The organism is Mesorhizobium sp. L103C105A0, from assembly GCF_000502215.1.
In the GTDB taxonomy this organism is placed as follows: Bacteria; Pseudomonadota; Alphaproteobacteria; order Rhizobiales; family Rhizobiaceae; genus Mesorhizobium.
This window is the reverse complement of the sequence record NZ_AYXF01000001.1, coordinates 473,754-500,624: the sequence shown is the minus strand read 5'-3', so window position 1 is coordinate 500,624 and position 26,871 is coordinate 473,754. Positions and strand designations below refer to the sequence as shown.

Here is a 26,871-nt window from a genome sequence, read left to right as displayed (position 1 = left end):
CTAGGCGGCCTTTTCCTTGGCCTTGCGCGGCAGATGCGCAACGATGTTTTCGATGATGCGCATGCCGGCATTGTGGCCGAGCGTCATGATCGATTCCGGATGGAACTGGACGGCGGCGATCGGCTCCTTGCGGTGTTCGAAGGCCATGATGATGCCATCCTCGGTCTCGGCGGTGACGATGAAATCGTCGGGCAGCCGCACCGGATCGGCAAAGATCGAGTGGTAGCGGCCGACGGTCACTTCCTTGGGCAGGCCGGAGAAGATGATTCCGGGCTTGGAGACGCGGATGCGCGACGGCTTGCCGTGCATCGGCACGTGCAACTGCCTGAGTTCGCCGCCATAGGCCTCGGCCAGCGCCTGCAGGCCAAGGCAGACACCGAAGATCGGCAGGTCGCGGGCGCGGGCGTTCTTGATGGTCGCGGCGCAGTCGAAATCCTTCGGCGTGCCCGGTCCGGGCGACAGCACGACGAGATCGGGCTTCAGCCGTTCGAAGACTTCTTCCGGCACCGGCGAACGCACGGTCGAGACATTGGCACCGGTCTGGCGGAAATAGTTGGCCAGTGTGTGGACAAAGGAGTCTTCGTGGTCGACGAGCAGGATGTTGACGCCGTCGCCGACGCGCGCGGTGGTGCGTTCGGCGCCTGCGGCATTGCCCAATTTGGCGTCGCGAATGGCGGAGAGCATGGCGGATGCCTTCAGTTCGGTTTCGGCTTCTTCTTCCTCGGGGATGCTGTCGAAGAGCAACGTGGCGCCTGCTCGCACCTCGGCAATGCCGTCCTTGATGCGGATGGTGCGGAGCGTCAGGCCGGTGTTCATGTCGCCGTTGAAATTGACCATGCCGATGGCGCCGCCATACCAGGCTCGCGGGCTCTTTTCGTTCTGCTCGATGAAGCGCATGGCCCACAGTTTCGGCGCGCCGGTGACGGTGACCGCCCAGGCATGCGACAGGAAGGCGTCGAAGGCATCCATGCCTTCGCGCAGGCGCCCTTCGATGTGATCGACGGTGTGGATCAGGCGCGAATACATTTCGATCTGGCGGCGGCCGATGACGCGCACCGAGCCCGGATCGCAGACCCTTGACTTGTCGTTGCGGTCGACGTCCGAGCACATTGTCAGCTCGGATTCATCCTTCTTGGAATTGAGCAGCTTCAGGATCTGCTCGCTGTCGGAAATGGCGTCGTCGCCGCGCTTGATGGTGCCGGATATCGGGCAGGTCTCGACGCGGCGGCCATTGACGCGCACGAACATTTCGGGCGAGGCGCCGATCAGATACTCGTTTTCGCCGAGATTGATGAAGAAGGAATAGGGCGACGGATTGATCGACTTCAGCTTGCGCGAGATTTCGGAAGGCTGCGTCTCGCAGCGTTCGTAGAACATCTGCCCGGGCACGACCTCGAACAGGTCGCCGCGCTTGAAACTGTCCATCGCCTTGCGCACCAGATTGGCATATTCGCCCGGCTCATGGTCGCCGCGCGGCGGGATGCGGTCGGCGGTCTTGAACGGTTCGGCAATTTCGTCGCGCGGCAGCCCCTCGGTTGAAAAACCGTCGCCGGAATAGTCGTAGCGGTCGGTCCAGGCCTTGGTCGAATAATGGTCGACGACCAGGATCTCGTCAGGCAGGAACAGCACGAGATCGCGCTGGCTCTGTTTGCGCTCAAGCTTGTAGTCGACTGGATCGAACTGGAAGGCGAGGTCGTAACCGAAGGCGCCGTAAAGGCCGAGATTGGCGTCTTCATCGGTCTTGAACAGAGCGGTGATGGCGCGCAGCACAGTAAACACAGAGGGGACGCGGCTGCGCTCTTCCTCTGTGAAGACGCGGCCGGGCTTGGCGACATCGAGGCGGATCAGCTTTTTCGAGGTTTCAGCAATCGTCACCTCGGCAATGCCGGCCAGCGTCTTGCCGATCACCGGCAGCAGCACTTCGCCACGGCCATTCAGCGCCTCGATGCGCATGGCGCGGCCACGCGCGGAAATCACCAGCGGCGGATCGATGATGGCCGTATCCCAGCGTGTGTAGCGGCCCGGATATTCGTAATTCGAGGAAAACACCGCACCACGGCGCGAGTTCAAGCCATCGACATAGGCATCGATCGCACCGGCGTAAGGCTTGTCGTGGCGTTCGCGGGTGATGGTGACACCACCTGCGGTCACGAAGCTTTCCGCGCCGTTTTCCAGAGCCTTCATCGTCATTGCCGTCTCCATATGGCTTGTTGGGGCAACGGACCCGGGAATGGCTTTGAAAAAACAAATGGCCGCCCGGACATTCCGTTGCGGCCACCCTCTATTTTCACGCGCACGCGTTCGAACAGGCCGCTGTCAGCGAGCCCACCACCAAATGGTCTTGATCGAGCGCATGTTCATGGGCGAAATCCATAGCGGCGAAAAGCCGGATGCGCAACAGGTTTGAAAGGCCTGTTTGTGGCCGCCGCTTCTGCAGCCCATGGCACATCGCCAAGGCTTGGGGTCCTGCCTAGACTGTTCGTCCAACATCGGAAAGACGGGAAGACAGCAATGACCGAGCAGATCGAGCGCGCACGCACGTTCCATGCCCTTCATGTCAAGGGCAACCCGATCGTTCTCTACAATGCCTGGGATCCGGGCTCGGCCAAGATCGTCGAGAGGGCGGGCGCCGAGGCGATCGCCACCGGAAGCTGGCCGGTCGCGGCTGCTTTTGGTTATGCCGATGGCGAGAAAATTCCGCTGGAGCTGGCGCTGGACAACATCAGGCGCATCGTGGCGGCAGTCGACCTGCCGGTGACCATGGACCTCGAAGGCGGCTACGGCGTCGAGCCGGTGACTGTCACCCAGACGGTGACACGTGCCCTGCAGGCCGGCGCCATCGGTTTCAATTTCGAGGACCAGATCGTCGGCGGCGCCGGTCTGCACGACATCGCCGTGCAGGTGAAGCGCATCGAGGCGGCAGCGGCGGCGGTGAAGGCTTCCGGCATTCCCGCCTTTATCAACGCACGTACCGACATTTTCCTCAAGGCCAAGCCGGATGCGCATGACAGCGTGCTGCTCGACCAGGCCGTCGAGCGGGCGCACGCTTATGAAAAAGCCGGAGCGAGCGGCTTCTTTGCGCCGGGGCTCGGCGACGAGGGTCTGATCGAGGCGCTGTGCAAGGCGACGGCATTGCCGGTCAACATCATCGCGCTGGCGCATGTGCCGCCGCGCCAGCGCCTGGCCGAGCTTGGTGTCGCCCGTGTCAGCCACGGCCCGGTGCCGTACCGGCAAATGGCCGAATGGCTGGAGGCCAAGGCGCGGCTGGCGATTTCGGGTTAGCTCAGTCCTCCAGCGTGCCTAACCTCGCGTCGGCGCTCTTCTTGTTGCCAACCAGCTTCAAGAGATCCTCGCCGGCGCGGATGATGCGGCGTGAGCGGCGGGTCAGGATGACGCCGTCCTGCGGCGCCAGCACTTCGGTGCGGCCACCGGCCTCGCCCGGTGTGTGGACGATGGTGGCGAGGCGCGCGCCCTCGGCGACGCGGTCGCCGGGCTTGACGTCGTAGAGGATGGCGCCGGCCCGGGGCGCCGGCATCATGTCGATGTTCTCCAGCGGCGCGACGAGGCCCTTGAACGCGCCGGGTGCGGGAAGGGCGGTATCGGCGATGACGCCGCGCGCCGCCAGCAGCCGGTAAAGGCCTTCGGCATCGGAACTTGCCAGCGCGCCGTCGACATCCAGCATGCCACGGTATTCAACCGTGGTGGCAACGCGGCGGTCGAGCTTCGCCACGTTGGCGGGGACGTTCTGGTAGGGCATGATCGTGGCGCCCTCGAAGGTGCCGTCGGTGTCCTCGCTCCACAACACCACGGCGTCGATACCCATTGCGGCGGCGCAATCGGCCATCGCCGGCCACAGGCTGGCGTGGACGTAGAGATAGGCAAGGCCCTCGTCGTCGCAATGCAGGTCGAGCACGATGTCGTGGCCGAGCGACAGCTGCACCAGACGGGTCTTCAATCGCTGGTCGGGGGTGCCAAGCGTGGTGTCGGGCAAAAGCTTGGCGTCCGGTGCTGCGAGCAACGGAAAGCCGCGGTTGAAATTGTTGCGGGTGCCGAGATGAAAGCGGCCCTGGTGCTCGCCGAAATGATATTGCGCGCGGCCGATCGGATTGGCCCAGGGCACGACCGTGATGCTGCCCTTGATGCGGCCTTCGGCTTCGGCCTTGTTCAGCGCCGGCATCAGCGCGTCGATGGCGACGACACCAGGCAGTTCACCGGCGTGGAGTGCTGCCTGGAGATAGGCCGAAGGTGCTGCCTTGTCGGCGCCGGCGAAGCGGAACACCGGGAATTCGTAGGAAACGCCTTCGGTATCGCCGGCGATGCGTTCGATCGATTTCTGCATGGGATGCCTCCAGGATAAGAGGCAGAACACATGCACTTTTGCCGAAGGGCTGTCGATTGGTCCAGTTCGCGCCGCCATGGGCGCAATGGAATTATTCGGCGGCGGCCGGAACCGTCGTTATCGGCGCCGATCCTTCGAGCGCCTGCGAGACAACGGCTACGCTGACCGCCAGCAGGGCCAGCACCGCGCCGGCCAGCGGCAAATGAGCATAGGAAACGCCGGCCGACAGAGCCACGCCGCCGATCCAGGCGCCGCTGGCATTGCCGATATTGAATGCGCCCTGGTTGAGCGTGGCGGCGAGGTTCGGCCCTTCCGAAGCCGCTTCGACGACGCGGATCTGCAGCGGCGGCACGACGACGAAGATCAGCAGTCCCCACAAGAAGACGACGCCGATGGCGACGCTGGCGATAGCGCCGAACTGCGTGAAGCCGACAAACAGAACTGCCATCAAAAGCAGCGTGCCGATGACCGTCGGCATCAATTTCCAGTCGGCCAGCCGGCCGCCGATGATGTTGCCTATGGTCATGCCGGCGCCGAACAGTAGCAGGACCCAGGTGACCGCGGAGGTCGACAGGCCGGAGACATCGGTAAGGTAGGGCTTGATGTAGGTGAAGACGGCAAACAGGCTGGCCGAGGCCAGCGAGGCGATCAGCATGGCGAGCCAGACTTGCAGCTTGCCCAGCACGCGCAGTTCACTGCGCAGGCCGCCGCCGCTCGGTTCGGCGACATTGGATGGCACCAGCCAGGCGATGGCCGCAACAGAGATCAGGCCGATGCCAACGACGGCAAAGAAGGTGGAGCGCCAGCCGAAGGCTTCGCCAAGCGCCGTGCCGGCGGGAACGCCGAGAATATTGGAGAGCGTCAATCCCGCGAACATCATCGCCATGGCGCTGGCGCGCTTGTTGCGCGGCACCAGGCTGGCGGCAACGACCGAGCCGATGCCGAAGAAGGCGCCATGGCCGAAGGCGGTGAAAACGCGAGCGGCCATCAGGAGCCAGTAATTGGGCGCGATGGCGCAGAGCAGATTGCCGACGACGAACATCGCCGTCAGCGCGACCAGGACCGGCTTGCGCGGCAAATGCGCGGTGGCCATGGCGACGATGGGTGCGCCGAAGACGACGCCCAGCGCATAGCCGGTGACCAGCAGGCCGGCCGAGGGGATCGACACGCCGAGATCGGCCGCAACCTCCGGCAACAGGCCCATGATGACGAATTCGGTGGTGCCGATGCAGAAGGACGCAATGGCAAGCGCAAGGATCGGCAAAGGCATGGAAAATCCAGACTGAATCGGTTCAATTCAGACTGAACGAGAAGCCTTGCCGCGCGCAATGCACATTGCTGCAACGCACCAATGCAGAAAGCGCTGAGCTTGACGCGGGGCTATGTCAGGCGAGCGGCTTCAGCTCCTGGGCGATGGTTGGCAACAGCTCCGAGACGTTGGGGTGGATATGCACGGCGCGCGCCAGCGTATCGACCGGCGCCTTGGCGTACATCAGGTCGAGCACGCAGTGCACCGCCTCGTCGCCGCCGGGGCCGAGCACGGAGCAGCCGAGGATTTGCCTGGTGTCGGCATCGACCAGGATCTTCATGAAACCTTGCGTCTCGCCCTTTTCGATGGCGCGGCCGACGCGGGTCATTGGCCGCTGGCCGACCAGCGCCTTGCGCCCGGATTTCTTCACCGCCGCCTCGGTCATGCCGCAGCGGCCGAGCGGCGGATCGATGTAGAGCGCATAGGCCTCGATGCGGTCGCTGACCTTGCGCGGATCGTCGTCGAGCAGATTGGCGGCGACGATCTCATAATCGTTGTAGGAGGTGTGGGTGAAGGCGCCCTTGCCGTTGCAGTCGCCCATTGCCCAAATGCCGGGCACGCTGGTGCGCAGCTGGTCGTCGACGGTGACGAAGCCGCGCAGATCGACCGCGACGCCGGCCTTATCGAGGCCGAGATCGTCGGTGTTGGGGGTGCGGCCGAGTGCCAGAAGCACATGCGAGCCGACCGCCGGCGGCTTGCCGGATGAGAAGGTCACGGCGATCTCCTTGCCCTGTCTGGCAAAGCGGATGTCGTCGGCGCCGACATGGACTTCTATGGCTTCGTTTTCGAGGATCGATAGGACGGCCGCCGACACGTCCTCGTCCTCGCGGCCGGTCAGGCGCGAACTCTTCTCGATGACGGTGACTTCAGAGCCGAAGCGGCGAAACATCTGCGCGAATTCAAGAGAGATGTAGCTGCCGCCGACGACGATAAGATGGCGCGGCAAAACATCGAGATCCATCATCGAGGAGTTGGTGAGGTAGTCGACGTCGTTGACGCCCGGCAGGTCGGGCACCGAGGCGCGGCCGCCGGTGTTGAGGAAGATCTTTTCGGCGGTCAGAAGGTCGCCGCCGACACGCACGGTGTTGGCGGATTCGAAGCGGGCGTGGCCGCGATAAAGCGTGCAGCCCTTCATGCCGGCGATCCACGTCTCCAGATTGCTGCGGGAGTCGTTTGTGACCTTGTCCTTGCGCGCCTTGATCCTCTTGTAGTCCACGCCGACAGGGCCTGAGAACGTCACGCCGTAGTCCGCGGCACGCCGCGCCAGATGCGCGGCATAGGCGCTGGCGACCATGGTCTTGGTCGGCATGCAGCCGGTGTTGACGCAGGTGCCGCCGACCAGCTTGCGCTCGATCAGCGCCGCGCTCATGCCGGCTGACGTCAGCCGGCCGGCGAGAGGAGGGCCGGCCTGTCCGGCGCCGATGATGATGGCGTCGTATGTCTTGGCGTCTGAGGCTTGGGCAGTCATACCACCGCCGCCACGATCAGCAGGCCGCCGATGATCGCCACCGCGTCCTCGATGAGGGCGGCAGGCAAATCCTTGCCGAAGGCGGCGGCCAACCGGCCGCGCGCTTCGGCGCCGCCATAGGTGCCGATGACAGCACCGATGGCGCCGGCAATCAGGCCGCCAATGGTGGAACCGGCAGTGGCGCCGATCACCGCGCCGCTGAAGGCGCCAAGCAGGATGCGGGCGCCGAATTGCTGCGGCACCTTGCGGCTCGGCGTCGAGGGCAGCTGGTCGGTGACCAGTTCGACGATGGCGAGGATGGTGAAGATGCCGACGGCGGCCCAATGGCCCATAAAACTTGCCCAGGTGCCGGCCACCGGCAGCCAGCCGAGATAGGCGCCCCAGGCGATCGCGCCCGGCGCGGTCATGGCGCGAAGACCGGCAATCACGCCGATCAGAAGTGCAAGCAAATAGAGCATGTCGATCCCCTCGAAAGCAGGCCCGGGACTGGCCTACGAGGGCAAGCTAGCATAGGTCCTGCGTTTGACGAGAGTAGGCGATGGTGCTTCTTCCATCAGTGAGCATTGTACTTTGGTAACCAGTCGAACATGACGAAGGGACGGAGTCGCTGTGATGGCCGGAAGCGAACGCACAAGGATGATTGCAGGCGAATGGTACATCTGCATCGACGACGAACTGGAGGCGCTGCGGGAGATCGCGCGCGATGCGGTGTTCGAGCATAATACGCTACGGCCCCAGCAACGCGGCAATATCGGCCCGGCGCTATTGGCGCTGCTCGGCAGCGCGGGCGCAGGCTCCCGCATCGAGGCGCCGTTCCACTGCGCCTACGGTTTCAACATCCATCTCGCGACGGCGCCTTCCTCAATGCCGGCTGCACCATCCTCGACACCGCGCCGGTGCGTATCGGCAGGCGGACGCTTCTCGGCCCCAATGTGCAGATCTACTGCGCCGAGCACCACAAGGAGGCCGCGGGCCGTCAGGCGGGACTGGAGATTGCCCGGCCGGTCACCATTGGCAATGACGCCTGGATCGGCGGCAGCGCCATCATCCTCGGCGGCATCAGCATCGGCGATGGCGCCATAGTCGGCGCCGGCGCGGTGGTGACGCGCGACGTGCCTGACAACACCACAGTGGTCGGCAATCCGGCGCGGGCGGTCAAGCGGGGCTGAACTCGTCGTGGGCGGTCAGTATGAAGCCGTACGTGCCATGCGCTCGTCCGGACCGGCTCGCCGCGAGAATTCACGCCGGTATTGGGCCGGTGACGTCTTGAGCCGTGCGGCGAAATGCTGGCGCAGCGAGGTGGCGCTGCCGAAGCCGGCTTCGAAGGCCACCATGTCCATCGATTTTTCCGTCGCCTCCAGCAGCCGTTGCGCCAGTTCGGTGCGTTGGCCGGCCAACCATTCGCCAAAGCTGGTGCCGATCGATTTCTGGAAACGGCGGGTGAAAGTGCGCCGAGTCAGGCCCGCGGCCTCCGCGACGCGGTCGAGGTTGTGCGTTTGTCCGAGCGTTGCCCGCACCGTGTCCAGCGCCAAGGTGAAGCGGTCGGTGGCCGGGGTTTTCGCCAGCGGGCGCTCGATGAACTGCGCCTGCCCACCCTGCCGGTGCGGCGACAGTACAATGTGCCTTGCCAGCCGCAGCGCTACCTCTGCGCCATAGCGCGCGCGCACAATGTGCAGGCAGCAGTCGAGCCCGGCGGCGACGCCGGCCGAGGTGACGATGTCGCCGTCGTCGACATAGAGCACGTCGGCGTCGACTTCGATGTCCGGGTACAATGCCTGCAACCGGTCGGTGGAGGCCCAATGTGTCGTCGCACGCCGGCCCGCAAGCAGCCCGGCGGCGGCAATGGCGAAGGTGCCGAGACAGAGGCCGACGATCAGCGCACCGCGCCGGTGCGCGTGGGTGAGCGCTGCCAGGAGCGGCGGCGGAAGTGGGGCCTCGAGATCCTTCCAGCTCGGAACGATGACGATGTCGGCATCGTCGAATGCGGAAAGGCCATACGGCACCGCGATGGTCAGCCCGGCATCGGTGTGGATCGCTCCATCGTCGAGCGCGCAGACGCGAAAGTCGAAACGCGGCAGGCCAAGCTTGGTGCGGTCGGTGCCGAACACCACGCACGGCACGGAGAGGTGGAACGGGCTGATGCCGTCAAAGGCGAGAACGGCAATGATCGGGTCGGCCATGCGTGTTTCCAGCAAGCGAAAAGCGGATTGTCCCAATTCTTTCGAATGATGTCAATCGGGCCACTTTTGGCAGTCGGGCGATTCGCCTATTTCCTGTCCCATTCAAGCTCGAAGGAGAACACCATGTCCGCCAATATCACGCCGCGCCGCGCACTCATCGTTATCGATGTCCAGAATGATTATGATGGCGGCAACCTCGCCATCCAGTGTCCGCCGTTCCGCGACAGCGTCGTCAATGTCGCGCGCGCTATGGATGCCGCCGCTGCGGCCGGCGTGAAGGTGGTGGTCGTCAAGCAGATGGCGCCCGAGACCTCGCCAGTCTTCGCCAAGGGCAGCCATGGCGGCGAACTGCATCCCGAGATCGCTCGGCGAAGCCGCGACCACTATGTCGAGAAGTCACTGCCTAGCGCCTTTGCCGGCACCGACCTCGAGGCGTGGCTGCGCGCCAATACCATCGATACGATAACGGTGATCGGCTACATGACGCATAATTGCGACCTGTCGAGCATCATCCACGCCGCGCATGTCGGCTTTGCGGTCGAGTTCCTGTCCGACGCCACCGGTTCGCTGCCTTACGCCAACAGCGCCGGCTACGCCTCGGCCGAGGAGATCCACCGCGTGGTGTCCATCATCCTGCAGTCGCGCTTTGCGGCCGTGCTCAAGACCGCCGAATGGATCGATTGCCTGAAGACCGGTGCTTTGCCCGAACGCGACACGCCCTATGCGTCCAACCAGCGCGCGCTGGCGCGCAACGCTGCATAGGCAAATTGCCGCGAAGGAACAGGGGCGCCGCAGTCTGCGGCGCCCTTTGGCGTTCCTGATCACGAACACCGGGGCGTGGCCTCGTTTGGAAGTCTTTTCGGCTGGGCCCATTCACTTTCGGGATGATGAGCCGGCTAAACGCAAGAAACTCAGATCGGGCTCTATCTCAGGATGGGGAACTGGAGAACAGAGTGAAGTCTTTCACAGACGAAGGCCTCTCTCCGAGGAACGGTATATCTGGATCAAGGGGTGGGACGGGGTAGACTTCCCCGGGAGAAACAAGTGAAAGCGCGAATTGCACGAACTACAGTCGTTCTCGCCTTGGCTGGTGCCGCGGCACTCTTGCCATGGCCCGCTTTCGCCCAGGTCCCTTCGCACGCGCCGGGGACGATCTGCTTCACTCAATCCTTCTGGTGCTGGGCGCAGCCGCCCGGCCCGCCCGGATATCCGTGCGGGTGCCCGTCGCAATACGGCTATGTGCCGGGCTATCTAGGGTAGTCGTCAGGCGGGGGGATTTCACGATGACGACGACGCCGGCCGACCCTCTCGTTTCTGGACTCATCGCGGACGCCAAGCTGGTCGCCAACTACGGCCGCTACGGTGTGTTCAAGGACAGTTCCCTGTTTGCGGCCATCCGCAATGCCGAAAAGCTCGACGATGCGACGGCCAGCCAGCCTGAGGTCGTCAATCTTCAGACGGTTTTCAACGATTGTTCCGGCACCGTGCCATTTGCCACCCTGGCGGCACTGCGATCGGGCTGGTCGCCCGGTGACATGTCGCGCAAGACCGCGCTGGCGACGTACTTTCTCGTGGCTCTTTCCGTGCTTTTCATGGTTGTAACCGGAAGATTGACGTACATTTACAACAAGGGAGTCGCGATAAACTCCGAACTCATAGAAATCGACAACAATGATTTCAGCGCACGGTTCGGACAGGCGATACGCCAGGTTTGGGCGACGAAGAAACAACTGAGCTCGGCATCGTCCGAGCAGGCTTCGACCACGGATCTGACGCTTCTGAAGGACGCCTATTACAATTCGGAAGATAGCCTTCACGCTCTCGACCAGCGCTTTTCCTCCCTGGTGAGAAGAGCGCAAGGGTTCATGACTGAGGACGCGCAATTCCCGATCTGGGGAATGCAATGGATGTACTGCAAATTTTATTCAACCTCCACGGCAGATGGCGTAGCGGCGGGCCAGGCTCAGTATTCCCAGCAAGGTGCCATAGACCAGTTCTGTGACCAGCCGCTGGGGGTGAGTAAATCCACGCCTCCAGACAAGCTCAAGGAGCTCCCCAATCAGCCGGATGCCTATTGCGCGCAGATAAACACCGAAAAGAAAAACCCGAACAATCTTGAAGGTACGTCTTCGGAAAAAGTGACGGACGTGAATGCCGATTTCGACGAGGCAACGCGCAGCCTGCAGTGCGACGGAGTGATCACGATCGCGCCGAACTCGATCTACACGCTGACCGCGCAGATAAAGACGCTGGACGAGGTTCTCAGCCCATATGCCTTGTGGATACTCCCGGCCTTCTACGGCGCGCTCGGAGCCATCATGTTTCACATGCGGATGATCCTCAATCCGCTGCTGCCCAATCCACCGCTGTCGCGGCTGATCCACAGGATCGCACTGGGGGCGCTGGCCGGCATGGTGCTTGCCTGGTTTGTAGCACCGGGCACCAAGCTTGGAGAGGAGGCTTCGGGAATAGGCTTCAGCCTCTTCACCTTCTCCTTCCTGTTTGGGTTCAGTCTGGATATCTTCTTCACCATTCTCGACCAGTTCGTCAGCATGTCGGTCGCCGGGATCAAGAAGTTCGGGTCCTCGACAGTGGCGTGAGAAGCCCGGCAAGCAAAAGGGCGCCGCATGGCTGCGGCGCCCTTGGTTGTCGAGACAAATCTCAGAACAGGCCTTCGATCTGGCCGGCCTCGTTGAGGAAGATTTTTTCCGAGGACGGCGCCTTGGGCAGGCCGGGCATGGTCATGACCTCGCCGCAGATGACGACGACGAAGCCGGCGCCCGCCGAAAGCCTGACCTCGCGCACCGGCACGGTGTGCCCGGTCGGCGCGCCGCGCAGGTTCGGGTCGGTCGAGAAGGAATATTGGGTCTTGGCCATGCAGACCGGCAGGTGCCCGTAGCCGGCCTGCTCCCAGGCATGCAGCTGGTCGCGCACCGACTTGTCGGCGATCGCCTCGTCGCCGCGATAGATGCGCTGGACGATGGTGTTGATCTTCTCGAACAGCGGCATTGCGTCGGGATAGAGCGGCGCGAACTGCGAGGCGCCGGATTCGGCGATCTCGACGACCTTGCGCGCCAACTCCTCAATGCCGGCAGAGCCATTGGCCCAATGCTTGCACAGGATCGCCTCGGCGCCGAGCGAGGCGACGAAATCCTTCATCGCCTGGATTTCCACCTCGGTATCGGTGGTGAAATGATTGATCGCCACGATCGCAGGCACGCCGAACTGTTTCACATTCTCGATGTGGCGGCCCAGATTGAGGCAGCCCTTCTTGACTGCCTCGATGTTTTCCTTGCCGAGGTCTTCCTTCTTGACGCCGCCATTCATCTTCATGGCGCGCACCGTGGCGACGATGACGGCAGCCGCCGGCTTCAAACCCGCCTTGCGGCACTTGATGTCGAAGAATTTTTCAGCACCGAGGTCGGCGCCGAAGCCGGCTTCGGTGACGACGTAGTCGGCGAGCTTCAGCGCCGTCGTGGTGGCGACGACCGAGTTGCAGCCATGGGCGATGTTGGCGAACGGACCGCCATGGACGAAGGCCGGGTTGTTTTCCAGCGTCTGCACCAGGTTTGGCTGCATGGCGTCCTTCAGCAGCACCGCCATGGCGCCGTCGGCCTTGAGGTCGCGGGCATAGACCGGCGTCTTGTCGCGGCGGTAGGCGACGATGATGTCGCCAAGGCGCTTTTCCAGATCCTTGAGGTCGGTGGAAAGGCACAGGATAGCCATGACTTCCGAGGCGACGGTGATGTCGAAGCCGGCCTCGCGCGGATAGCCGTTGGCGACGCCGCCGAGCGAGCAGATGATTTCGCGCAGCGCCCGGTCGTTCATGTCCATGACGCGGCGCCAGGCGACGCGGCGGGTGTCGATGCCGAGCTCATTGCCCCAGTAGATGTGGTTGTCGATCAGCGCTGACAGAAGGTTGTGCGCCGTGGTGATGGCGTGGAAGTCGCCGGTGAAGTGGAGGTTCATGTCCTCCATCGGCACGACCTGCGCGTAGCCGCCGCCGGCAGCACCGCCCTTGACGCCGAAATTCGGGCCGAGCGAAGCCTCGCGGATGCAGACGATCGCCTTCTTGCCGATGCGGTTCAGACCGTCACCAAGGCCGACGGTGGTGGTCGTCTTGCCTTCGCCGGCCGGCGTCGGGTTGATGGCGGTGACGAGGATCAGCTTGCCGTCCTTGTTGCCCTTCACCGATTTGATGAATTCGGCCGAAATCTTCGCCTTGTCGTGGCCGTAGGGCAAAAGGTGCTCGGTCGGGATGCCGATCTTGGCGCCGATCTCCTGGATTTGCTTTTTCTTGGCGCCGCGCGCGATCTCGATGTCGGACTTCACTTCGGCCATGACGGCTTTCCTTCGGATTGGACGGTGGAGGGGACGGGTTTGATCTCACTCGCAGGCATGTTGAACCCGGGCGCGGGCATGTTCTAACCCTGTCGCTCCCGCGGCGTCAACTTGCATGCAACTATGTTTCCTATGAAGAAAGTGTCTCCGCGGCCGGCCGACCTGTCGCCGGTTCTTCCTGGCTCCGTTGCCGCGCCGTATAGAAGCCAGAGGACGCGACGTTCCGCCGTCTCAAAACAGCCGCCCAATGCACGGAATGCGACAGAGGCGACGGCGCAAATTCGCCATCGCTCGCCGGGAAAGCTGTGGACGCTACTGAGTCAGGACGTTGCTGATCTCGACCATGTTGGAGCGCACGCGAAGCACGTAGAAACCCATCGTCGTCAGGTGCGTCGGCATGATCCAGCCATCCTCGCGGCCATTGGCGATGATGAAGGGCTGGATGCGCAGCGCCGAGACGAATTGCGCATCCATCGTGTCCCACAGATTGCCGAGATGCTTTTCCTTGATGACGTCCTCGAAGTCGGCCTGGGCGCCCTTCATCAGGCCGTAATAGGCATAGAGCTGGCCATAGGCGAACCAGAAGCGGTCGTCGGCGCGGAAGTCGAACCAGCCATTGTTATGGTTTTCGGCGCGCTCCTTGAGGATCGCCGAGGTCGAACCGATGTCGGAGGAGATGCGGTCGATATACTGCTTCAGATTGTCGGCGCGGGCATCGAACGTCGCCTGGCAGCTGCCGAGGCGGGCGTTGAAGGAGCGCAGCTTGGTGACGGCATCGCGATAATAACTCGGCGTAGGCGTCTTGGGGCCGAACGGGTTGAGGCCGAAATACCAGGTCTCCTCGTCGAACTGCAGATTGCCGCGCGCATCCTGCAGGTCGCCGTCGATCTGCGATGTGGTGCGAACACGGCCGAGATTGTCGGCAAGCTCGGTGGCGGTACGCCGCACCGCCTGGTTGATGCCGCGCTGGAACGAGGCCTTGTTGTCCATGAACGGCGTGTTGTCCCAGTCGATGCCGAACAGGCCGAGTTTGTAGAGGATCATCGACGAGATCCAGGCATTCTGGTTGACGTTGAAGTCCGTCAGGTCGGCCGCCACCTGGGCGATGCCCGAATTGCCGCAGGTCTTGGCGGTGTCGGTGCCGGCGCCGGCGGCGACCTGTTCGCCGGCGGAAATGTTGCGGTTCTCGAAGGTGTATTTGTCCACGTAGTTGGGATCGAACTTGTTCCACCACTGGGTGGCGTAGAAGAAATTGGCGTAGAGGCCGATCAACACCAGAAGCGCGAGGCCGACCACAGCCTTCAGGATCCAGCCGCGCTGCGTATACCAGCGCCCAGCCCAGAGGAACGGCCACAGGATCGCGCCGATGACGAGGCCGATGCCGCGGCCTATCCATTGGAAGATGCGGGTGAAGAAATTCACGATCGGATCAAGCATGGCTCTCGTTCACCCCTCAGTCAGTCAGGCCGTAAAGGCGCGTGCGAAACGCCACTTTGTCTTTCAAATATGTGGTTTTCAGAACGTCCACAACATGCGACCGCCAGGCGTCGCTGTAGCCGTCATAGTCCTTGTAGAAGCCCGGCTTGTTGAAGACGTAACGCGAGACGAAGTCCTGCGGCACGAAATCCGAGATCAGCTGGTTGGTCAGCCAGGCGTCGGGATGGTCGGGCTTGCCACGCACGACCAGGAAGCGCTGTTGCGGAAACACATCCTCGATCTTGAGATGGCCGAGTTGGGCGATCTCACGCTTGGCGGCGTTGAGAAAGGGGAAATTGCCGTCCTTGGTGATCAGATCGGCATGGCCATGGATCCAGGTCTGCAGCCAGACCTTGTCGACCTCGGTCAAATTGCGGTTCGGCTCTGTGTCGCGGATGAGAGAGCGCACCACCATCTCGGCGCGATGCTCGAGATAGCCCGAGCTTTCGACCCATGACGCGCGGGGCAGTTCGATGCGGCCGGTGCTGGCCAGGAACTTGAACACCTTGTCGGCATCGTTGATCGAGAGATAGCTGACCTGCCAGGGCCGCGAACGGCGAAAGCCGGGGGCGGCCGGGTCGCCGATGACGGTGGTCATATCAGGATCGACGAAGACGTAGACGCCGCCGAAATGGCTGGTCCAGTAGGCGTTGTGGCGGAAGATCACCTGGTCGGGCACCAGCGCATTCTCACGGATATCGCCGCAGACCTTCGCCAGCTCCACCATACGGCTCAGCATGGTGTTGTCGCGCCAGGCATCGGGCTCCTGCTTCAGCCGGTCGACCAGCTTGCCGAGTTCGGCGGCCTTGCCCAGCACGTCCTCGGCCGAAAGCACCCTGAACTCGACCTGGCTGATCGACAGCAGATCCTCGATGTCGTTGACCAGGGGAACGGAATCCTCGATCTCCCCGTAGATGACATCCTTGATGGTCAGCGCATCGATGGCGCGCTGGTTCTTGGACATGAACTCGAACATCAGCTGCGAGGTGTTGGAAAAGGCGGTGTGCACCACCGGCAGATCGATCTGCGACGGCGTCAGGATGATGAAGCGGCGGTTGACCTCGTTGGGATCGAGATAGTCGTAGTCGCCGCATTCCTCGGCCACTTCGGGCGAGAAGCCGGTGCGGTCGATCTGGAAGCTCTTCAGCTTGGTCGGTTTGAGGCCGAAGGCGACAAGCGCCTTGTTGTAACGCTGGATGAGGTGCGGCTCGTCGACGGTGAGCAAGCGGCCGTAGATCAGCTCATTGTCGCGGAGAAGGTCGGGCTTTTTGGCGTGGCTCATGCAGAACGTTCCGAGTGGCGTTGCCTGTTGTGGCGAAGCGCCAACGCTGACGCCTCCCTCTCCCCGTTCTGCACGGGGAGAGGGCAAGGGTGAGGGGCAGCGCTAGCATTCAAGGACATGTCTCCCCATGGCCTTTGGCGGCAATAAATCGAAGATCATTGGTCCGGATGTGCCGATCGAGGCGCTGTTCGATAGCTGCCAATATGGTCGTAGCGATCTGTGGTCCACGCATGCGCCGCCCCTCACCCTTGCCCTCGCCCCGTGAAGGACGGGGAGAGGGGGGCGTCAGCGTTAGCGCCAAGCCTTTCAGCACCCGCGGGCAGCGAAGGAAGCTCACGCATTCCACAGCCCCTTCTTCTTCATCTCCTCCATCTCGCGCCCCGCCCGTTCGCGCAGGCGTGCGTCGCGCAGCAGCTTCTCCACCGCGGCGTCGTCGGATTTGTCGGAATAGCGGAACTCCGAGTCGGCGTAGCGGTTGATCTCCTGCATGACCATGTCCATCGAGAACGGCCCACGCAGTTCCTCGATCATGGCTTTCTTCTCGTCGTAGCCCTTGTGCATGAAGGCTTCCGGCTTCTCGAACCAGTCGTCGGGCAGCTCGATGTCCATGGCGCGCATCTTGATGGCGTCGGTGACGTTCTTGATGGCTCGGCCGGTGAAGCGCGGCTCGGCATCCTTGATCAGGTGCAGATAGGTGCCGATGTCGGCCATCGATTTCGGCGCGCCATTCTCCTTCATGTAGCGCTCATAGACCTTCATCAGCCCGTCTTCCTGAGGCTTCTCGTGCTCCTCATAGGCTTCGGTCACCGCGCGCTGGATCTCCTGCGCGGCGTAGAGCTTGTGGTCGCCGAGTGGGATCTTGTGGTTCTTGCCGGCAAGCAGGACGAAGATGTCGATATAGTCGTCGCGGCTCTGTGGGCCGTCGACCAGCCAGCGGGCCCCGGCGCGCTGGCGCAGCGCATCGTCGACATTTTCGGGATAGTTGGAAAACATGCCGAACGAGCAATTGCCGCGCACCACCGTGCCGGCGCCGGCAAAGGCGTCCATCAAGACGCCGGTGATTTCCTGTTGGCCGGCCGAGGCGCGGTCGTCGGAGCGGCGGGCCGCCACCTGGTCGATGTCGTCGACGGTGCCGAAACCGATGACGCGTGGGTTCAAGACATTGTTGATGAACTGGCGGCAATTCTGGCCAGATTTGCCCTGGTAGGACGAGATCTGGTCGACGCCGAAATTCTCATAGGCGAAGGGATAGCCGGCAACCTGGCAATAATTGTTGACGAGGCCGGCGATCATCTGGATCAGCGTCGTCTTGCCGGTGCCCGGCGCGCCGTCGCCGATGAAGGTGAAGAGGAAGCCCCCGAGTTCGACGAACGGGTTCAACTCGCGCTCGAAATCGTAGGCCATCAGCATCTTGGCGAGCTTGACCGACTGGTATTTGGCAATGTGGTTGCCGACGACCTCTTCCGGCTTCTTGAAGGTCATCACCAGCGGCTTGGAGCGCTTGCCGGGCGCGACGTCGAAGCCGTCGAGGGTGAAATCGTCGGCGTCGATGCGGATATGGGCGTTCTCGAACGGACCGATGCCGTCGAAGCGGCCTTTGCGGGCCAGCAGCCCATCAATGGCGACCCGTGCAAAAGCTCGCGCGCGCGTCGTCAGGTCGCCATCGTCCTTGGAGCCTGCAATCGCCTTGTCCAACCCGGCGACAATCGACTTCACCGCGTCCTGCGGCGTGTCGAACAGGAAGTCCGGTTCGGCGATATCGTTGGGAGCCTCGCCGTCGCTGTCGATCAGCTGGAACAGGTAAGAGGCGAGGCTGAAGGCTGAAACGTAAGCCGAGGCTGACAGAAGCTTCTTGAAGGTCGCCGCCTCATCGCCCTCAAGAGGCGCGCGGGTGTTCTTGGCCTGGAGGCTTTCGAGGTCGGAGCCCTCGGCGAAGACGTCGGAGATGGCGAGCGCAATCGCCAGGCCGCGGCGGGCGCGGAACAACAGCGTGTGCTGCGGGATGCTCATCAGCTGGTCGTCGGGATGGATCGCGGCGACGGTCTTGGTAAGCTCGACCTCGCGGGTACGGCGCACCGAGCCGACAGAGACTGTCGAGACAAAGCGGCGATTGGTGCCGGCAAGTGCTGTGCCGGATTCGCGCGCAGAATCCTCCAGCACGACGAGGCGAGTGATGAAGCTTTGCGCGGTTGCGCGGTGCTTTTCGATAGCCGCTTCCGGAATGGTGGTCAGGCCGGTGTCCATGAAGGATGCTCCGCGATGTGACGGTCAGACATCTGAAATCACCTGCCCATTTGACAGGATGTGAACCTTGTAGCCGGAAAAGATCTTTTGAGCTTCGCCGGCGGCGTAGAGTGCTTGATAGGCTTCGTGCGGGATCAGGGCGTGGTTCTCGTAGCTCGACACACCCTGGCGCGCGGCTTCGAGATCGTCGGTGTTGATAAAGAATTCCTGCGTCGTCTTATCGCTCGAAAACAGGCCCTTGCGGCCGGGTTTCTCGCCCTTGGAGTAGACCTCCTGGATGGTCCAGGTGAGCAGCCAGGCATTTTCCGGTTTGCGCACCTTGGCCAGCACCTCGGTCACGGTCGAATTGTTGTCCGTAATGCCTGCGGAATAAAAGGGGCCGAGCACGACGCGGCGCAGCTGCTTAGGGTGCAGCGGCTCGAAATCCTTGTCGAGATTGACCGCAATCGTTGCGGGCGAAAGCGTGTAGGCGGAATTCTTCTCGGTGAAATCGTCGAAGCGATGGGCGAGTTCGGGGTTGAGCAGGCCGTCCACCGGCAGCGGGATGTCGACCCGTTCATTGAGCTTGCCGCTGCTGTCAACGAGCTGCCGGATCATGCTTTCGGAGGAATCCTCCACCGTCACCATGTAGACCAGCGGCAGGTTGGCGCTGCCGTCGAAGCTCGCCCAGTGCACGAGGTAATAGGGGCGCCCGGTCTTTGGATTGACCGAGACCTTGGCCGTCTGCGCCAGCGAGAACGGGCCAAAAGTCTGTTCGCTCTTGACGTCCTCGAGATAGAGCCGCTCGGCCATCGACTTCTGCAGCGCTTCGGGGAATTCCTTGTGGCGCAGGATGAAGTCGGCCATTTCCTCGCGCAATTCGCCGGCCAGCGGAATGTTGGCCAGCCGCGCCTCGGCCTGGCGGCGGTCGTTTTCCAGTTCGAGCAGGTTCTGGAAGACGGGATAGCCGCTGTCGGCGCGCGAAATGCGGAACGTGTCCATGAAGCCGAGCCGGTTGCGCCAGCAGGAAAACGATTTGTCCAGCCGGGCAATGTATTCGGCGACAATCTTGGCGACGATGCCGTGCCGGTAAAGCGGCGAGCGGTCGTCGCGCATGAACACTTCGAGGCCGCTGAGTGCCGCCGTGATGGCGGAAAAATAGCGCGCCGCCGCTTCGTTTTCGGGAGTCATGCCGGTGTGCCCGCGTGCAGCCGCTCCTTACGACTGCACGTAGTTGGCCGAATTGTGCTTCTTCATCACGTCGTCGAAACGGCGGGCGAAGGCGTCGTCGGCGAGCTTCTTGCGGCGCTGGATGTCGGAGCTGGCGACCATGTTCTTCTCGTGCATTTCGAGGAGATCGCCGATGTGCTTTTGCGAGGCGGCGCCAATGCCGGCCATGGTCTCTTCGGCGGTGTTGTCAACCTGGCTGCCCAGCGTGTTGATCTTGTGGGCGACATCCTGCTGGGCGGCGGTCTTCAAGGAATCTTCCAGTGCCTTGTAGAGCACGATGCGCTGCTCGGTATCGATGGTCAGCTTGTTGATCAGCGTCGACTGCGCTGCGATCTGATTGTTGAGCGAATCGACGAAGGTCTGGAACATCGAGGTGTAGCGTTCCAGCGTCTGGCTTTCGGCCAGAAGCTCCTGCTCCTTGGCCTGCTTTTCATTGTATTCGGTCGCCAGTTTCGAGCGCTCGCCCTCAAGCTGCGTGCGCTCCTTCTGACTGGTAGAAGCGGCGATCTTGTTTTCGATGTCGAGCAGCAGCGGATTGACCTCCTCGATGCGCTTCTGCACCGCCTCGAGGTTGGTCATGGTGACCTTGCGGCGCTCGATCACCTGCGACAGGCTGTTTTCCGAGGTCTTGTAGCGCTGGTCGAGGACCTCTTTCTGCGCTTTCAGGATGCCGACGATGGTGTCGGACTTGACCAGAAGCTCCTGCAGATTGCCGGCCAGCGACATGTTGCGGACGCGGTCGGTGCGCATGCGCTGCTTGCGTTGCGCCGAGAAGACGCCGACGAAGCTTTCCCAGCCGGTGTAGTTCTTCATGCTCTCGAATTCGGTGCCGAAGACGTTGGTGGCGTCTTCCAGCCCGATGATCAGGTCGGCAATGTTGCCTTCCATCACCTTCTGCTGCTTCAGCACGTCCTCGATGCGGGCATTCTCGATGTCGAAATTGGCGTCGCCGATCTTCTTGTCGGCGGTGGCCAGCGTATCAAGCACCGTGCCCGACTGCTCGATCTTGGAGCGCATGTCCTGCACGACCTGCCTGGTCTTGGCAATTTCGGCATCGAAATTCTGCAATGTCGCCATAGGGGCCTCCCGCTTCGGCTTCCGGTCGCTGGCTGCGAACAGCGGCGAATATATGTGGGGTATCAGGGGATTGAAAGACGCAAGACAAGACCCGCCCCGAAAACAAAAAAATGCCTGGTCGTCTTGAAAGGCAATGAAGGCGGGGTCATGGCGTGATTAACCAGCCGGCCAAGTATTGTTCAATTGTCATTGAACTTTGACGGCTGCGAAGAAGTCGATCTCGGACAGTGTGGGTGTGCTGAATTCGACAGAGGGCTCAATGAGTTGCAAGCGCGAGACAGCTGGCGGAAGCCGTCGCCATCACGCTACGCATCGCGCCGTTCAAGGCTTCGGATCGGCCTTCAGATAGGCGATGACGTTGGCGATGTCCTCGTCGCTGCTCAGGCCGGAGAAGCCCATCCTGTTGCCGGGTACTTTCAGCTTGGGAGCGCCGAGATAGGCTTTGAGGTTGGCTTCGTCCCAAACGAGGCCGGCCGCGCCGGCGTCCTTCATGGCCTGCGAATAGTTGAAGTTCTGGGCGGTGCCGGCGGTGCGGCCGACGATACCGAGGAGATGCGGGCCGACCTTGTCGCGGTCGCTTGCCGCCTCGTGACAGGCCATGCAGCGGTAGAACACTTTCTTGCCAAGTGCTGCATCGCCGTCGGCCAGCGCGGCGAGGATACCGGCCAAGTAAATGACAAGGCCTGATGAAATGGCTCGAAGCATGGCGGTTCCCGGCTGGCTCTGGCTGAGGGCAAAATAGGCTGCAGGCCTTAACAAACGCCGTATGCCGGTGGATAGCAGCCGGGCTCAATCTGTGCGCGGGATCGCCGCGACCGCCTGCTTGACCTGCTTTTCAATCGCCGCCGACGAATGATTGTCGCGCACGAAAGCGCGGCCGATCTCCGCCATCTCGGCGGCCGCTTGCGGGCGTGTCGCGAGATCGATGATTTTCAATGCCAACTTGCCGGCATCGTCGCTGGACAGGAAATGCCTGCCCGCCTGCAGGCCAAGCCCTTCGACGGCCTTTTCGGTGGCGGCGACGACAAGGCCCGCCGCCATCGCCTCCAGCACCTTGATGCGGGTTCCGCCGCCGAAGCGCAGCGGGATCGGCGCATAGCCGGCACGCCCAAGCAATTCCGGCAGATGCGGTGGGTTCTCGATCAACCGCAGACCATGCCTGGTGCATAGACCGCGCACGACATCGCGCGGGTTTCTGCCGGCGACGGTGATCGACCAGGGCCGGCCGGAGGCGGCGAGGCGCGGCGCCATCGCGCGGCCGATCTGCTTGACGGCGTCGATGTTTGGGAAGTAGCCGAGATGCCCGATGAAGCACAGGCTGAGCTCACTGAAGCGCTCGGCAGCAATCGGCAGGGAAAGCACGCTCTCGTCTGGAATGGGGTTGGCGACGAACCTGACGTCGTTGACGGGGCCGAGAGCGGACAGAAGCGCTTCGTCGGCCCGCGAACAAACCCAGACCTGGTCGGCCAGGGCAGCCGCACACCTGTCGGCTTCGCGCGCCTCTGCCTTCCTTCGCCTGTTTTGGCGCCAGTCTCGAATTTGCTGCCACAGCGTCAGGCCGGCGATCCGGTCGGACACCGTCCGGGAATCAATGTTGTGCTGGTCAAGGACGGTGCGCGCGCGATGCTTCGGCGCCAGCGTCAGCAGCTGCGAAAGCACGATCTCCTCGATCACCACGAGATCGGGCGCGAATTCCCTCCAGATGGCGTCGGCTTCGGCCAGCTCGTCGTCCGGCATCATATGCACGGTCGGGTGCGGGCTGCGCCTGCCCCAGGGCGCCCTGCCGCGCGCTGCCTCGATGATCCGGTGACGGATGTTCGGCGGTGTGGAGGGTGCCGGGGCGCCAGTCAGGCTTACCGTCAGGACCTCGCCCATCGATGCCAGGGCGCGTGCATTGGCGGCGTTCCGGATCTCTCCGCCGGAGACCGGCGGAAACGGGCAATCAACTGTGAACTGCAGAATTTTCATGTTGTCCCGGCCGTTCAGCCTCTGGTGAAGCCAATGAAATCGTCGGGCGCGGCGCGGCCCATTTCCTCTTCCCAGTGGCGGCGGCAGAGCGAGATATAGACGTCCTTGCCGATCGCCACCTGTTCGCCTTGTCTGGCCACCTTGCCGTCAGCGCCGAGACGCACGACCATCGTCGCCTTGCGGCCGCAGCGGCAGATGGTGCGCACTTCGCGCAGATCGTCTGCGATGGCCAGAAGCGCTCGCGAACCGGAAAACAGATTGCCCTGGAAATCGGTGCGCAGGCCGTAGCACATCACCGGGATGTTCAGCCGGTCGGCGATACGGGCGAGCTGCCAGACCTGCTCTTCCTCGAGAAATTGCGCCTCGTCGACAAAGATGCAATGCACCGTCGTATGTTCGTGATGCGCGGCGACGCGAGCGTAGAGATCGTCGCCGTCGCGGAACATCTCGGCCTCCGTCTCCAGGCCGATGCGCGACGAGATCAGCCCGGTGTCGCCCTTTCTGTAGTGGCCGGCGACGAACAGCATCGTCGTCATACCGCGTTCGCGATAATTGTAGGACGCCTGCAGCAGCATTGTCGTTTTGCCGGCATTCATCGTCGCATAGTGGAAGTAGAGCTTGGCCATGCCGTCCTTTTAAGCCGAGTTGGCGCGGCGCGGGGAGAGGGCACCGCTGCATTTGATGGGAAAAGCCGTCTGCAATCGAAAAAGCGGCGGGCGTGTCGCTGTTTGGCCAGTCCGCGCCGTTGATCGTGATTGTCTTAGCGCTTGAAACCACACCAGAATGGTGTTTGGCTGACGAAACAAGGCGGGCAGAGAAACCGTAACTACGCTTCGCCAAAGAATCACAATGGGAGACTGCCAATGTCGCGTATGAACACCTTCGTCGCCGGCCTCGGCCTGGCGACTTTTCTGTCCACGAGCGCTGCACTTGCCGGCGATCCGGAGAGCTGCAAGGCGGTGCGCCTTTCCGATGTCGGCTGGACCGACATCCAGGCAACCACCGGCGTCGCTTCGGTGCTGCTCACCGCGCTCGGCTACGAGCCGCAGACGATCCAGCTATCGGTACCGGTGACCATGGCGTCGCTGAAAAACAAGGATCTCGACGTCTTCCTCGGCAACTGGATGCCGTCGATGACCAACGACATCAAGGACTACACCGCCGATGGTTCGGTCGAGACGATCGGCACCAACCTGACCGGCGCCGGCTACGGCATCGTCGTACCGACCTATGTCGCGGAGGCCGGCGTCAAGTCGCTGACCGACATCGGCAAGTTCAAGGACAAGTTCAACGGCAAGATTTACGGCATCGAGGCGGGCAATGACGGCAACCGCATCATCCTCGACATGATCAAGAACCCGAAGGACAATCTCGAAGGCTTCGAGCTGGTCGAGTCCTCGGAAGCCGGCATGCTGACGCAGGCCGAGCAGTCGATCAAGAACAATGAGTGGATCGCGTTCCTCGGCTGGACGCCGCATCCGGTGATGGGCGCCATGAAGCTCACCTATCTCGACGGCATGGGCGACAGCGGCTTCGGCGCCGCCACCGTCTACACCAATGTGCGCAAGGGCTACACCACCGAATGCCCGAATGCCGGCAAGTTCATCGCCAACCTGAAGTTCAACCTGGACATGGAAGGCGAGATGATGGACGCGATCCTGAAGGGCGGCGACGCCAACACGGTCGCAGCCGACTGGCTGAAGAAGCACCCTGACGCGGTTGCGCCGTGGATTGCCGGCGTCACCACCTTCGATGGCGGCGATGCGGCAGCGGCGGTCAAGACCGCGCTCGGAAGCTGAGCCGACTAATTCGGCCAAGCCGAACCAGGAAGGGCAGCCAATCTAGAAAAGGCTGCCCTTTTTCATATCCTGTGAGAAGATGACCTAATGAGAGCGGAGGCCGGAAGCAGGCGGTCTCTCGCATGAGAGGGGCGATATGGATCCGATTTCGAAATTCATGGTCGATCACAAGATACCGATCGGCGCCTGGGGAAAGGCGTTCTTCGGTTTCCTCACCGACAATTTCGACACCGTGTTCAGGGCCTTCTCGAATGGCCTCAATTTCCTGCTCGACGGGCTGGTTGGCATCCTTTTGATGGTGCCGCCGGTGCTGCTGGCGCTGATCATCGCCATCATCGCCTGGCTGCTGCAGCGCTCGCGCCCGCTGGCCATAGGCGTCTTTCTCGGCCTGATCTTCATCATCAACCAGAACCTCTGGAAGCAGACGGTGCAGACGCTGGTGCTAGTCGTGGCCGCCGCCGCCATGGCGATGGCCATCGGCGTGCCGCTCGGCATCTGGGCCGCGCACAAGCCGAAGGTCTACCGCATCATGCTGCCGGTGCTCGACCTGATGCAAACGCTGCCGACCTTCGTCTACCTGATCCCGGTTCTGACCCTGTTCGGTCTCGGCAACGCGCCCGGCCTCATCGTCACCATCATCTTTGTCATCCCGACCGCGGTCCGGCTCACCCATCTCGGCGTCGTCTCGGTGCCGAAGTCGATCATCGAGGCCGGCGAGGCGTTCGGCGCCACCAAGCAGCAGCTGCTGTGGAAGGTCGAGCTGCCCTCGGCCTTGCCGACCATCATGGCCGGGCTGACGCAATCGATCATGCTGTCGCTGTCGATGGTGGTGTTTGCAGCACTGATCGGCGCCGGCGGCCTCGGCACTGAAATCAACCGCGCGCTCGGCTCGCGCCGCATCGATCTCGGGCTCGAGGCGGGCCTGGCGATTGTCGTACTCGCCATCGTGCTCGACCGAATGACGCGTATCGGCGTTGGAGGCAAGAAATGACCGTCGCCGTCGATTTCAAAAATGTCGATATCGTCTTCGGGTCCGACCAGGCCGGTTCGCTAGCGCTGATCGATGGCGGCGCCACGCGCGCCGAAATCCTCGAAAAGACCGGCAATGTGCTGGGTTGCGCCGGCGCCAGCCTGACCGTGCATGAGGGCGAAATCTCGGTGCTGATGGGCCTGTCCGGCTCGGGCAAGTCGACGCTGCTGCGGGCGGTCAACCGGCTCAACGTGGTGTCGCGCGGCCAGGTGCTGGTCAAGGACGGCGACAATATCGTCGATGTCGTGACCTGCGATCAGGCGACGTTGCGGCGGCTGCGCCAGAAGCAGGTGGCGATGGTGTTCCAGCAGTTCGGCCTGCTGCCTTGGCGTACGGTGGAGGAGAATGTCGGCCTCGGCCTCGAACTCGCCGGCGTGCCGGAGCAAGAGCGCAAGGAGCGCGTGCAACGCCAGCTGAAACTGGTCAATCTCGACCAGTGGTCGAAGAAATACGCGCATGAGCTGTCCGGCGGCATGCAGCAGCGCGTCGGCCTGGCCCGTGCCTTCGCCACCGAGGCGCCGATCCTGCTGATGGACGAGCCGTTCTCGGCGCTCGATCCGCTGATCCGCACCAAGCTGCAGGACGAATTGCTGCAGCTGCAGGCGGAGCTGAAGAAGACCATCATCTTCGTCAGCCATGATCTGGAAGAGGCGCTGAAGATCGGCACCCACATCACCATCATGGAGGGCGGTCGCATCGTGCAGACCGGGGCGCCGGAAGACATCGTGCTCAAGCCCGCCAATGACTATGTCCGCGACTTCATCGCCAATGTGAATCCGTTGTCGGTGCTGACCGCCTGGAACGTCATGCGCGACAGCCGCGACCTCGAGCACGGCGATAATGGCTGGGTGTGGCTCGACCGGCGCAAGACGACGCGTTTCAAGATCGACGAGCACGGGCTGGTGGCGGCGGCGGAACGCGACGGCAAACCGGCGGTATGGGTGTCGTGCGCCGATGTCGAGGCGCAGCCGGAGGAGACGGCGCAAGTGTTCTGGGCCAACCCCGGGACCTCGCTGAAGACGGTGATGCTGGCCATGCACCGCTCGCAGACGGCACCCGTGGCGCTGTTCGACGACCAGTCGCGCTTTGTCGGCGCGATCGGGATACGCGATGTGCTGAGCGCGGTGTTGCGGCGCTAGATCATGATGA

The 26,871-nt window shown here is 62.7% G+C and carries 22 protein-coding genes and 1 pseudogene; 8 read left to right on the top strand and 15 right to left on the bottom strand.

What is annotated here, in order from left to right:
• The gene (locus X727_RS162070) at positions 1 to 2,190 is read right to left on the bottom strand and encodes an anthranilate synthase (protein WP_023741042.1); all 2,190 of its coding nucleotides are present in this window, start codon (positions 2,188 to 2,190) and stop codon (positions 1 to 3) included.
• Between the two features lie 321 nt (positions 2,191 to 2,511).
• Here X727_RS162070 and X727_RS162075 point away from each other — a divergent pair, with 321 nt between their 5' ends.
• Complete coding sequence (locus X727_RS162075) at positions 2,512 to 3,282, top strand: isocitrate lyase/phosphoenolpyruvate mutase family protein (protein WP_023744269.1); 771 nt, start codon at positions 2,512 to 2,514, stop codon at positions 3,280 to 3,282.
• A 1-nt stretch (position 3,283) separates the two neighbouring features.
• Here the strand turns inward: X727_RS162075 and X727_RS162080 are convergent, their stop codons facing one another.
• From X727_RS162080 to X727_RS162095, 4 genes are all read right to left on the bottom strand, one after another.
• On the bottom strand, positions 3,284 to 4,339 hold the full coding sequence (locus tag X727_RS162080; protein ID WP_023744270.1) for a succinylglutamate desuccinylase/aspartoacylase family protein: 1,056 nt from the start codon (positions 4,337 to 4,339) through the stop codon (positions 3,284 to 3,286).
• 91 nt (positions 4,340 to 4,430) lie between these two features.
• Complete coding sequence (locus X727_RS162085) at positions 4,431 to 5,609, bottom strand: MFS transporter (RefSeq protein WP_023833534.1); 1,179 nt, start codon at positions 5,607 to 5,609, stop codon at positions 4,431 to 4,433.
• 115 nt (positions 5,610 to 5,724) lie between these two features.
• Positions 5,725 to 7,116, bottom strand: a complete 1,392-nt coding sequence (locus X727_RS162090; protein WP_023833533.1) for an FAD-containing oxidoreductase — start codon at positions 7,114 to 7,116, stop codon at positions 5,725 to 5,727.
• A complete protein-coding gene (locus X727_RS162095) occupies positions 7,113 to 7,574 on the bottom strand; it encodes a membrane protein (RefSeq protein WP_023669981.1) in 462 nt (153 codons plus the stop codon). Before X727_RS162095 ends, X727_RS162090 begins: the two co-directional genes overlap by 4 nt.
• Positions 7,575 to 7,728: 154 nt before the next feature.
• On the opposite strand from X727_RS162095, the pseudogene X727_RS01000000164355 reads away from it, so the two are divergent.
• A pseudogene (locus tag X727_RS01000000164355) lies at positions 7,729 to 8,285 on the top strand (sugar O-acetyltransferase).
• Positions 8,286 to 8,300: 15 nt separating this feature from the next.
• On the opposite strand, the gene X727_RS162100 reads toward X727_RS01000000164355, so the two are convergent.
• A complete protein-coding gene (locus tag X727_RS162100; RefSeq protein ID WP_023695825.1) occupies positions 8,301 to 9,296 on the bottom strand; it encodes a helix-turn-helix domain-containing protein in 996 nt (331 codons plus the stop codon).
• Between the two features lie 123 nt (positions 9,297 to 9,419).
• Here X727_RS162100 and X727_RS162105 point away from each other — a divergent pair, with 123 nt between their 5' ends.
• Both X727_RS162105 and X727_RS162110 read left to right on the top strand, forming a co-directional pair.
• Positions 9,420 to 10,058: an isochorismatase family protein gene (locus X727_RS162105; RefSeq protein ID WP_023686167.1), complete on the top strand. Its 639-nt coding sequence runs from the start codon at positions 9,420 to 9,422 to the stop codon at positions 10,056 to 10,058.
• Between the two features lie 521 nt (positions 10,059 to 10,579).
• Positions 10,580 to 11,896: a hypothetical protein gene (locus X727_RS162110; protein WP_023833532.1), complete on the top strand. Its 1,317-nt coding sequence runs from the start codon at positions 10,580 to 10,582 to the stop codon at positions 11,894 to 11,896.
• 61 nt (positions 11,897 to 11,957) lie between these two features.
• Here the strand turns inward: X727_RS162110 and X727_RS162115 are convergent, their stop codons facing one another.
• From X727_RS162115 to X727_RS162125, 3 genes are all read right to left on the bottom strand, one after another.
• Complete coding sequence (locus tag X727_RS162115) at positions 11,958 to 13,637, bottom strand: formate--tetrahydrofolate ligase (protein WP_023683662.1); 1,680 nt, start codon at positions 13,635 to 13,637, stop codon at positions 11,958 to 11,960.
• Between the two features lie 312 nt (positions 13,638 to 13,949).
• Positions 13,950 to 15,074 carry a DUF2333 family protein gene (locus tag X727_RS162120; RefSeq protein WP_023686165.1) on the bottom strand — a complete coding sequence of 375 codons (1,125 nt, stop codon included), beginning with the start codon at positions 15,072 to 15,074 and terminating at the stop codon, positions 13,950 to 13,952.
• 16 nt (positions 15,075 to 15,090) lie between these two features.
• Positions 15,091 to 16,395, bottom strand: a complete 1,305-nt coding sequence (locus X727_RS162125) for a DUF6638 family protein (RefSeq protein WP_023744273.1) — start codon at positions 16,393 to 16,395, stop codon at positions 15,091 to 15,093.
• Positions 16,396 to 16,522: 127 nt separating this feature from the next.
• On the opposite strand from X727_RS162125, the gene X727_RS1000000167705 reads away from it, so the two are divergent.
• A complete protein-coding gene (locus tag X727_RS1000000167705; protein WP_023686163.1) occupies positions 16,523 to 16,660 on the top strand; it encodes a hypothetical protein in 138 nt (45 codons plus the stop codon).
• 68 nt (positions 16,661 to 16,728) lie between these two features.
• Here X727_RS1000000167705 and X727_RS162130 read toward each other — a convergent pair whose 3' ends face one another.
• From X727_RS162130 to X727_RS162155, 6 genes are all read right to left on the bottom strand, one after another.
• Positions 16,729 to 18,639, bottom strand: a complete 1,911-nt coding sequence (locus X727_RS162130) for an ATP-binding protein (protein ID WP_023833531.1) — start codon at positions 18,637 to 18,639, stop codon at positions 16,729 to 16,731.
• A 24-nt stretch (positions 18,640 to 18,663) separates the two neighbouring features.
• Entirely contained in the window at positions 18,664 to 19,809 is a 1,146-nt protein-coding gene (locus X727_RS162135) for a hypothetical protein (protein ID WP_023686161.1), read from the bottom strand.
• Positions 19,810 to 19,836: 27 nt separating this feature from the next.
• A complete protein-coding gene (locus X727_RS162140; protein WP_023669990.1) occupies positions 19,837 to 20,925 on the bottom strand; it encodes a hypothetical protein in 1,089 nt (362 codons plus the stop codon).
• A 321-nt stretch (positions 20,926 to 21,246) separates the two neighbouring features.
• Positions 21,247 to 21,630, bottom strand: a complete 384-nt coding sequence (locus tag X727_RS162145) for a cytochrome c family protein (protein WP_023669991.1) — start codon at positions 21,628 to 21,630, stop codon at positions 21,247 to 21,249.
• Positions 21,631 to 21,714: 84 nt separating this feature from the next.
• Entirely contained in the window at positions 21,715 to 22,893 is a 1,179-nt protein-coding gene (locus X727_RS162150; RefSeq protein WP_023691608.1) for a glycosyltransferase, read from the bottom strand.
• A 14-nt stretch (positions 22,894 to 22,907) separates the two neighbouring features.
• Positions 22,908 to 23,519: a thymidine kinase gene (locus X727_RS162155; RefSeq protein WP_023833530.1), complete on the bottom strand. Its 612-nt coding sequence runs from the start codon at positions 23,517 to 23,519 to the stop codon at positions 22,908 to 22,910.
• 237 nt (positions 23,520 to 23,756) lie between these two features.
• On the opposite strand from X727_RS162155, the gene X727_RS162160 reads away from it, so the two are divergent.
• The 3 genes from X727_RS162160 (at position 23,757) to choV (ending at position 26,861) form a co-directional block, all read left to right on the top strand.
• The gene (locus X727_RS162160) at positions 23,757 to 24,692 is read left to right on the top strand and encodes a choline ABC transporter substrate-binding protein (protein WP_023686157.1); all 936 of its coding nucleotides are present in this window, start codon (positions 23,757 to 23,759) and stop codon (positions 24,690 to 24,692) included.
• Between the two features lie 136 nt (positions 24,693 to 24,828).
• Positions 24,829 to 25,683 carry a choline ABC transporter permease subunit gene (gene choW, locus X727_RS162165; protein ID WP_023669995.1) on the top strand — a complete coding sequence of 285 codons (855 nt, stop codon included), beginning with the start codon at positions 24,829 to 24,831 and terminating at the stop codon, positions 25,681 to 25,683.
• Complete coding sequence (choV, locus tag X727_RS162170; RefSeq protein WP_023669996.1) at positions 25,680 to 26,861, top strand: choline ABC transporter ATP-binding protein; 1,182 nt, start codon at positions 25,680 to 25,682, stop codon at positions 26,859 to 26,861. Before choW ends, choV begins: the two co-directional genes overlap by 4 nt.
• Positions 26,862 to 26,871: the final 10 nt, after the last annotated feature.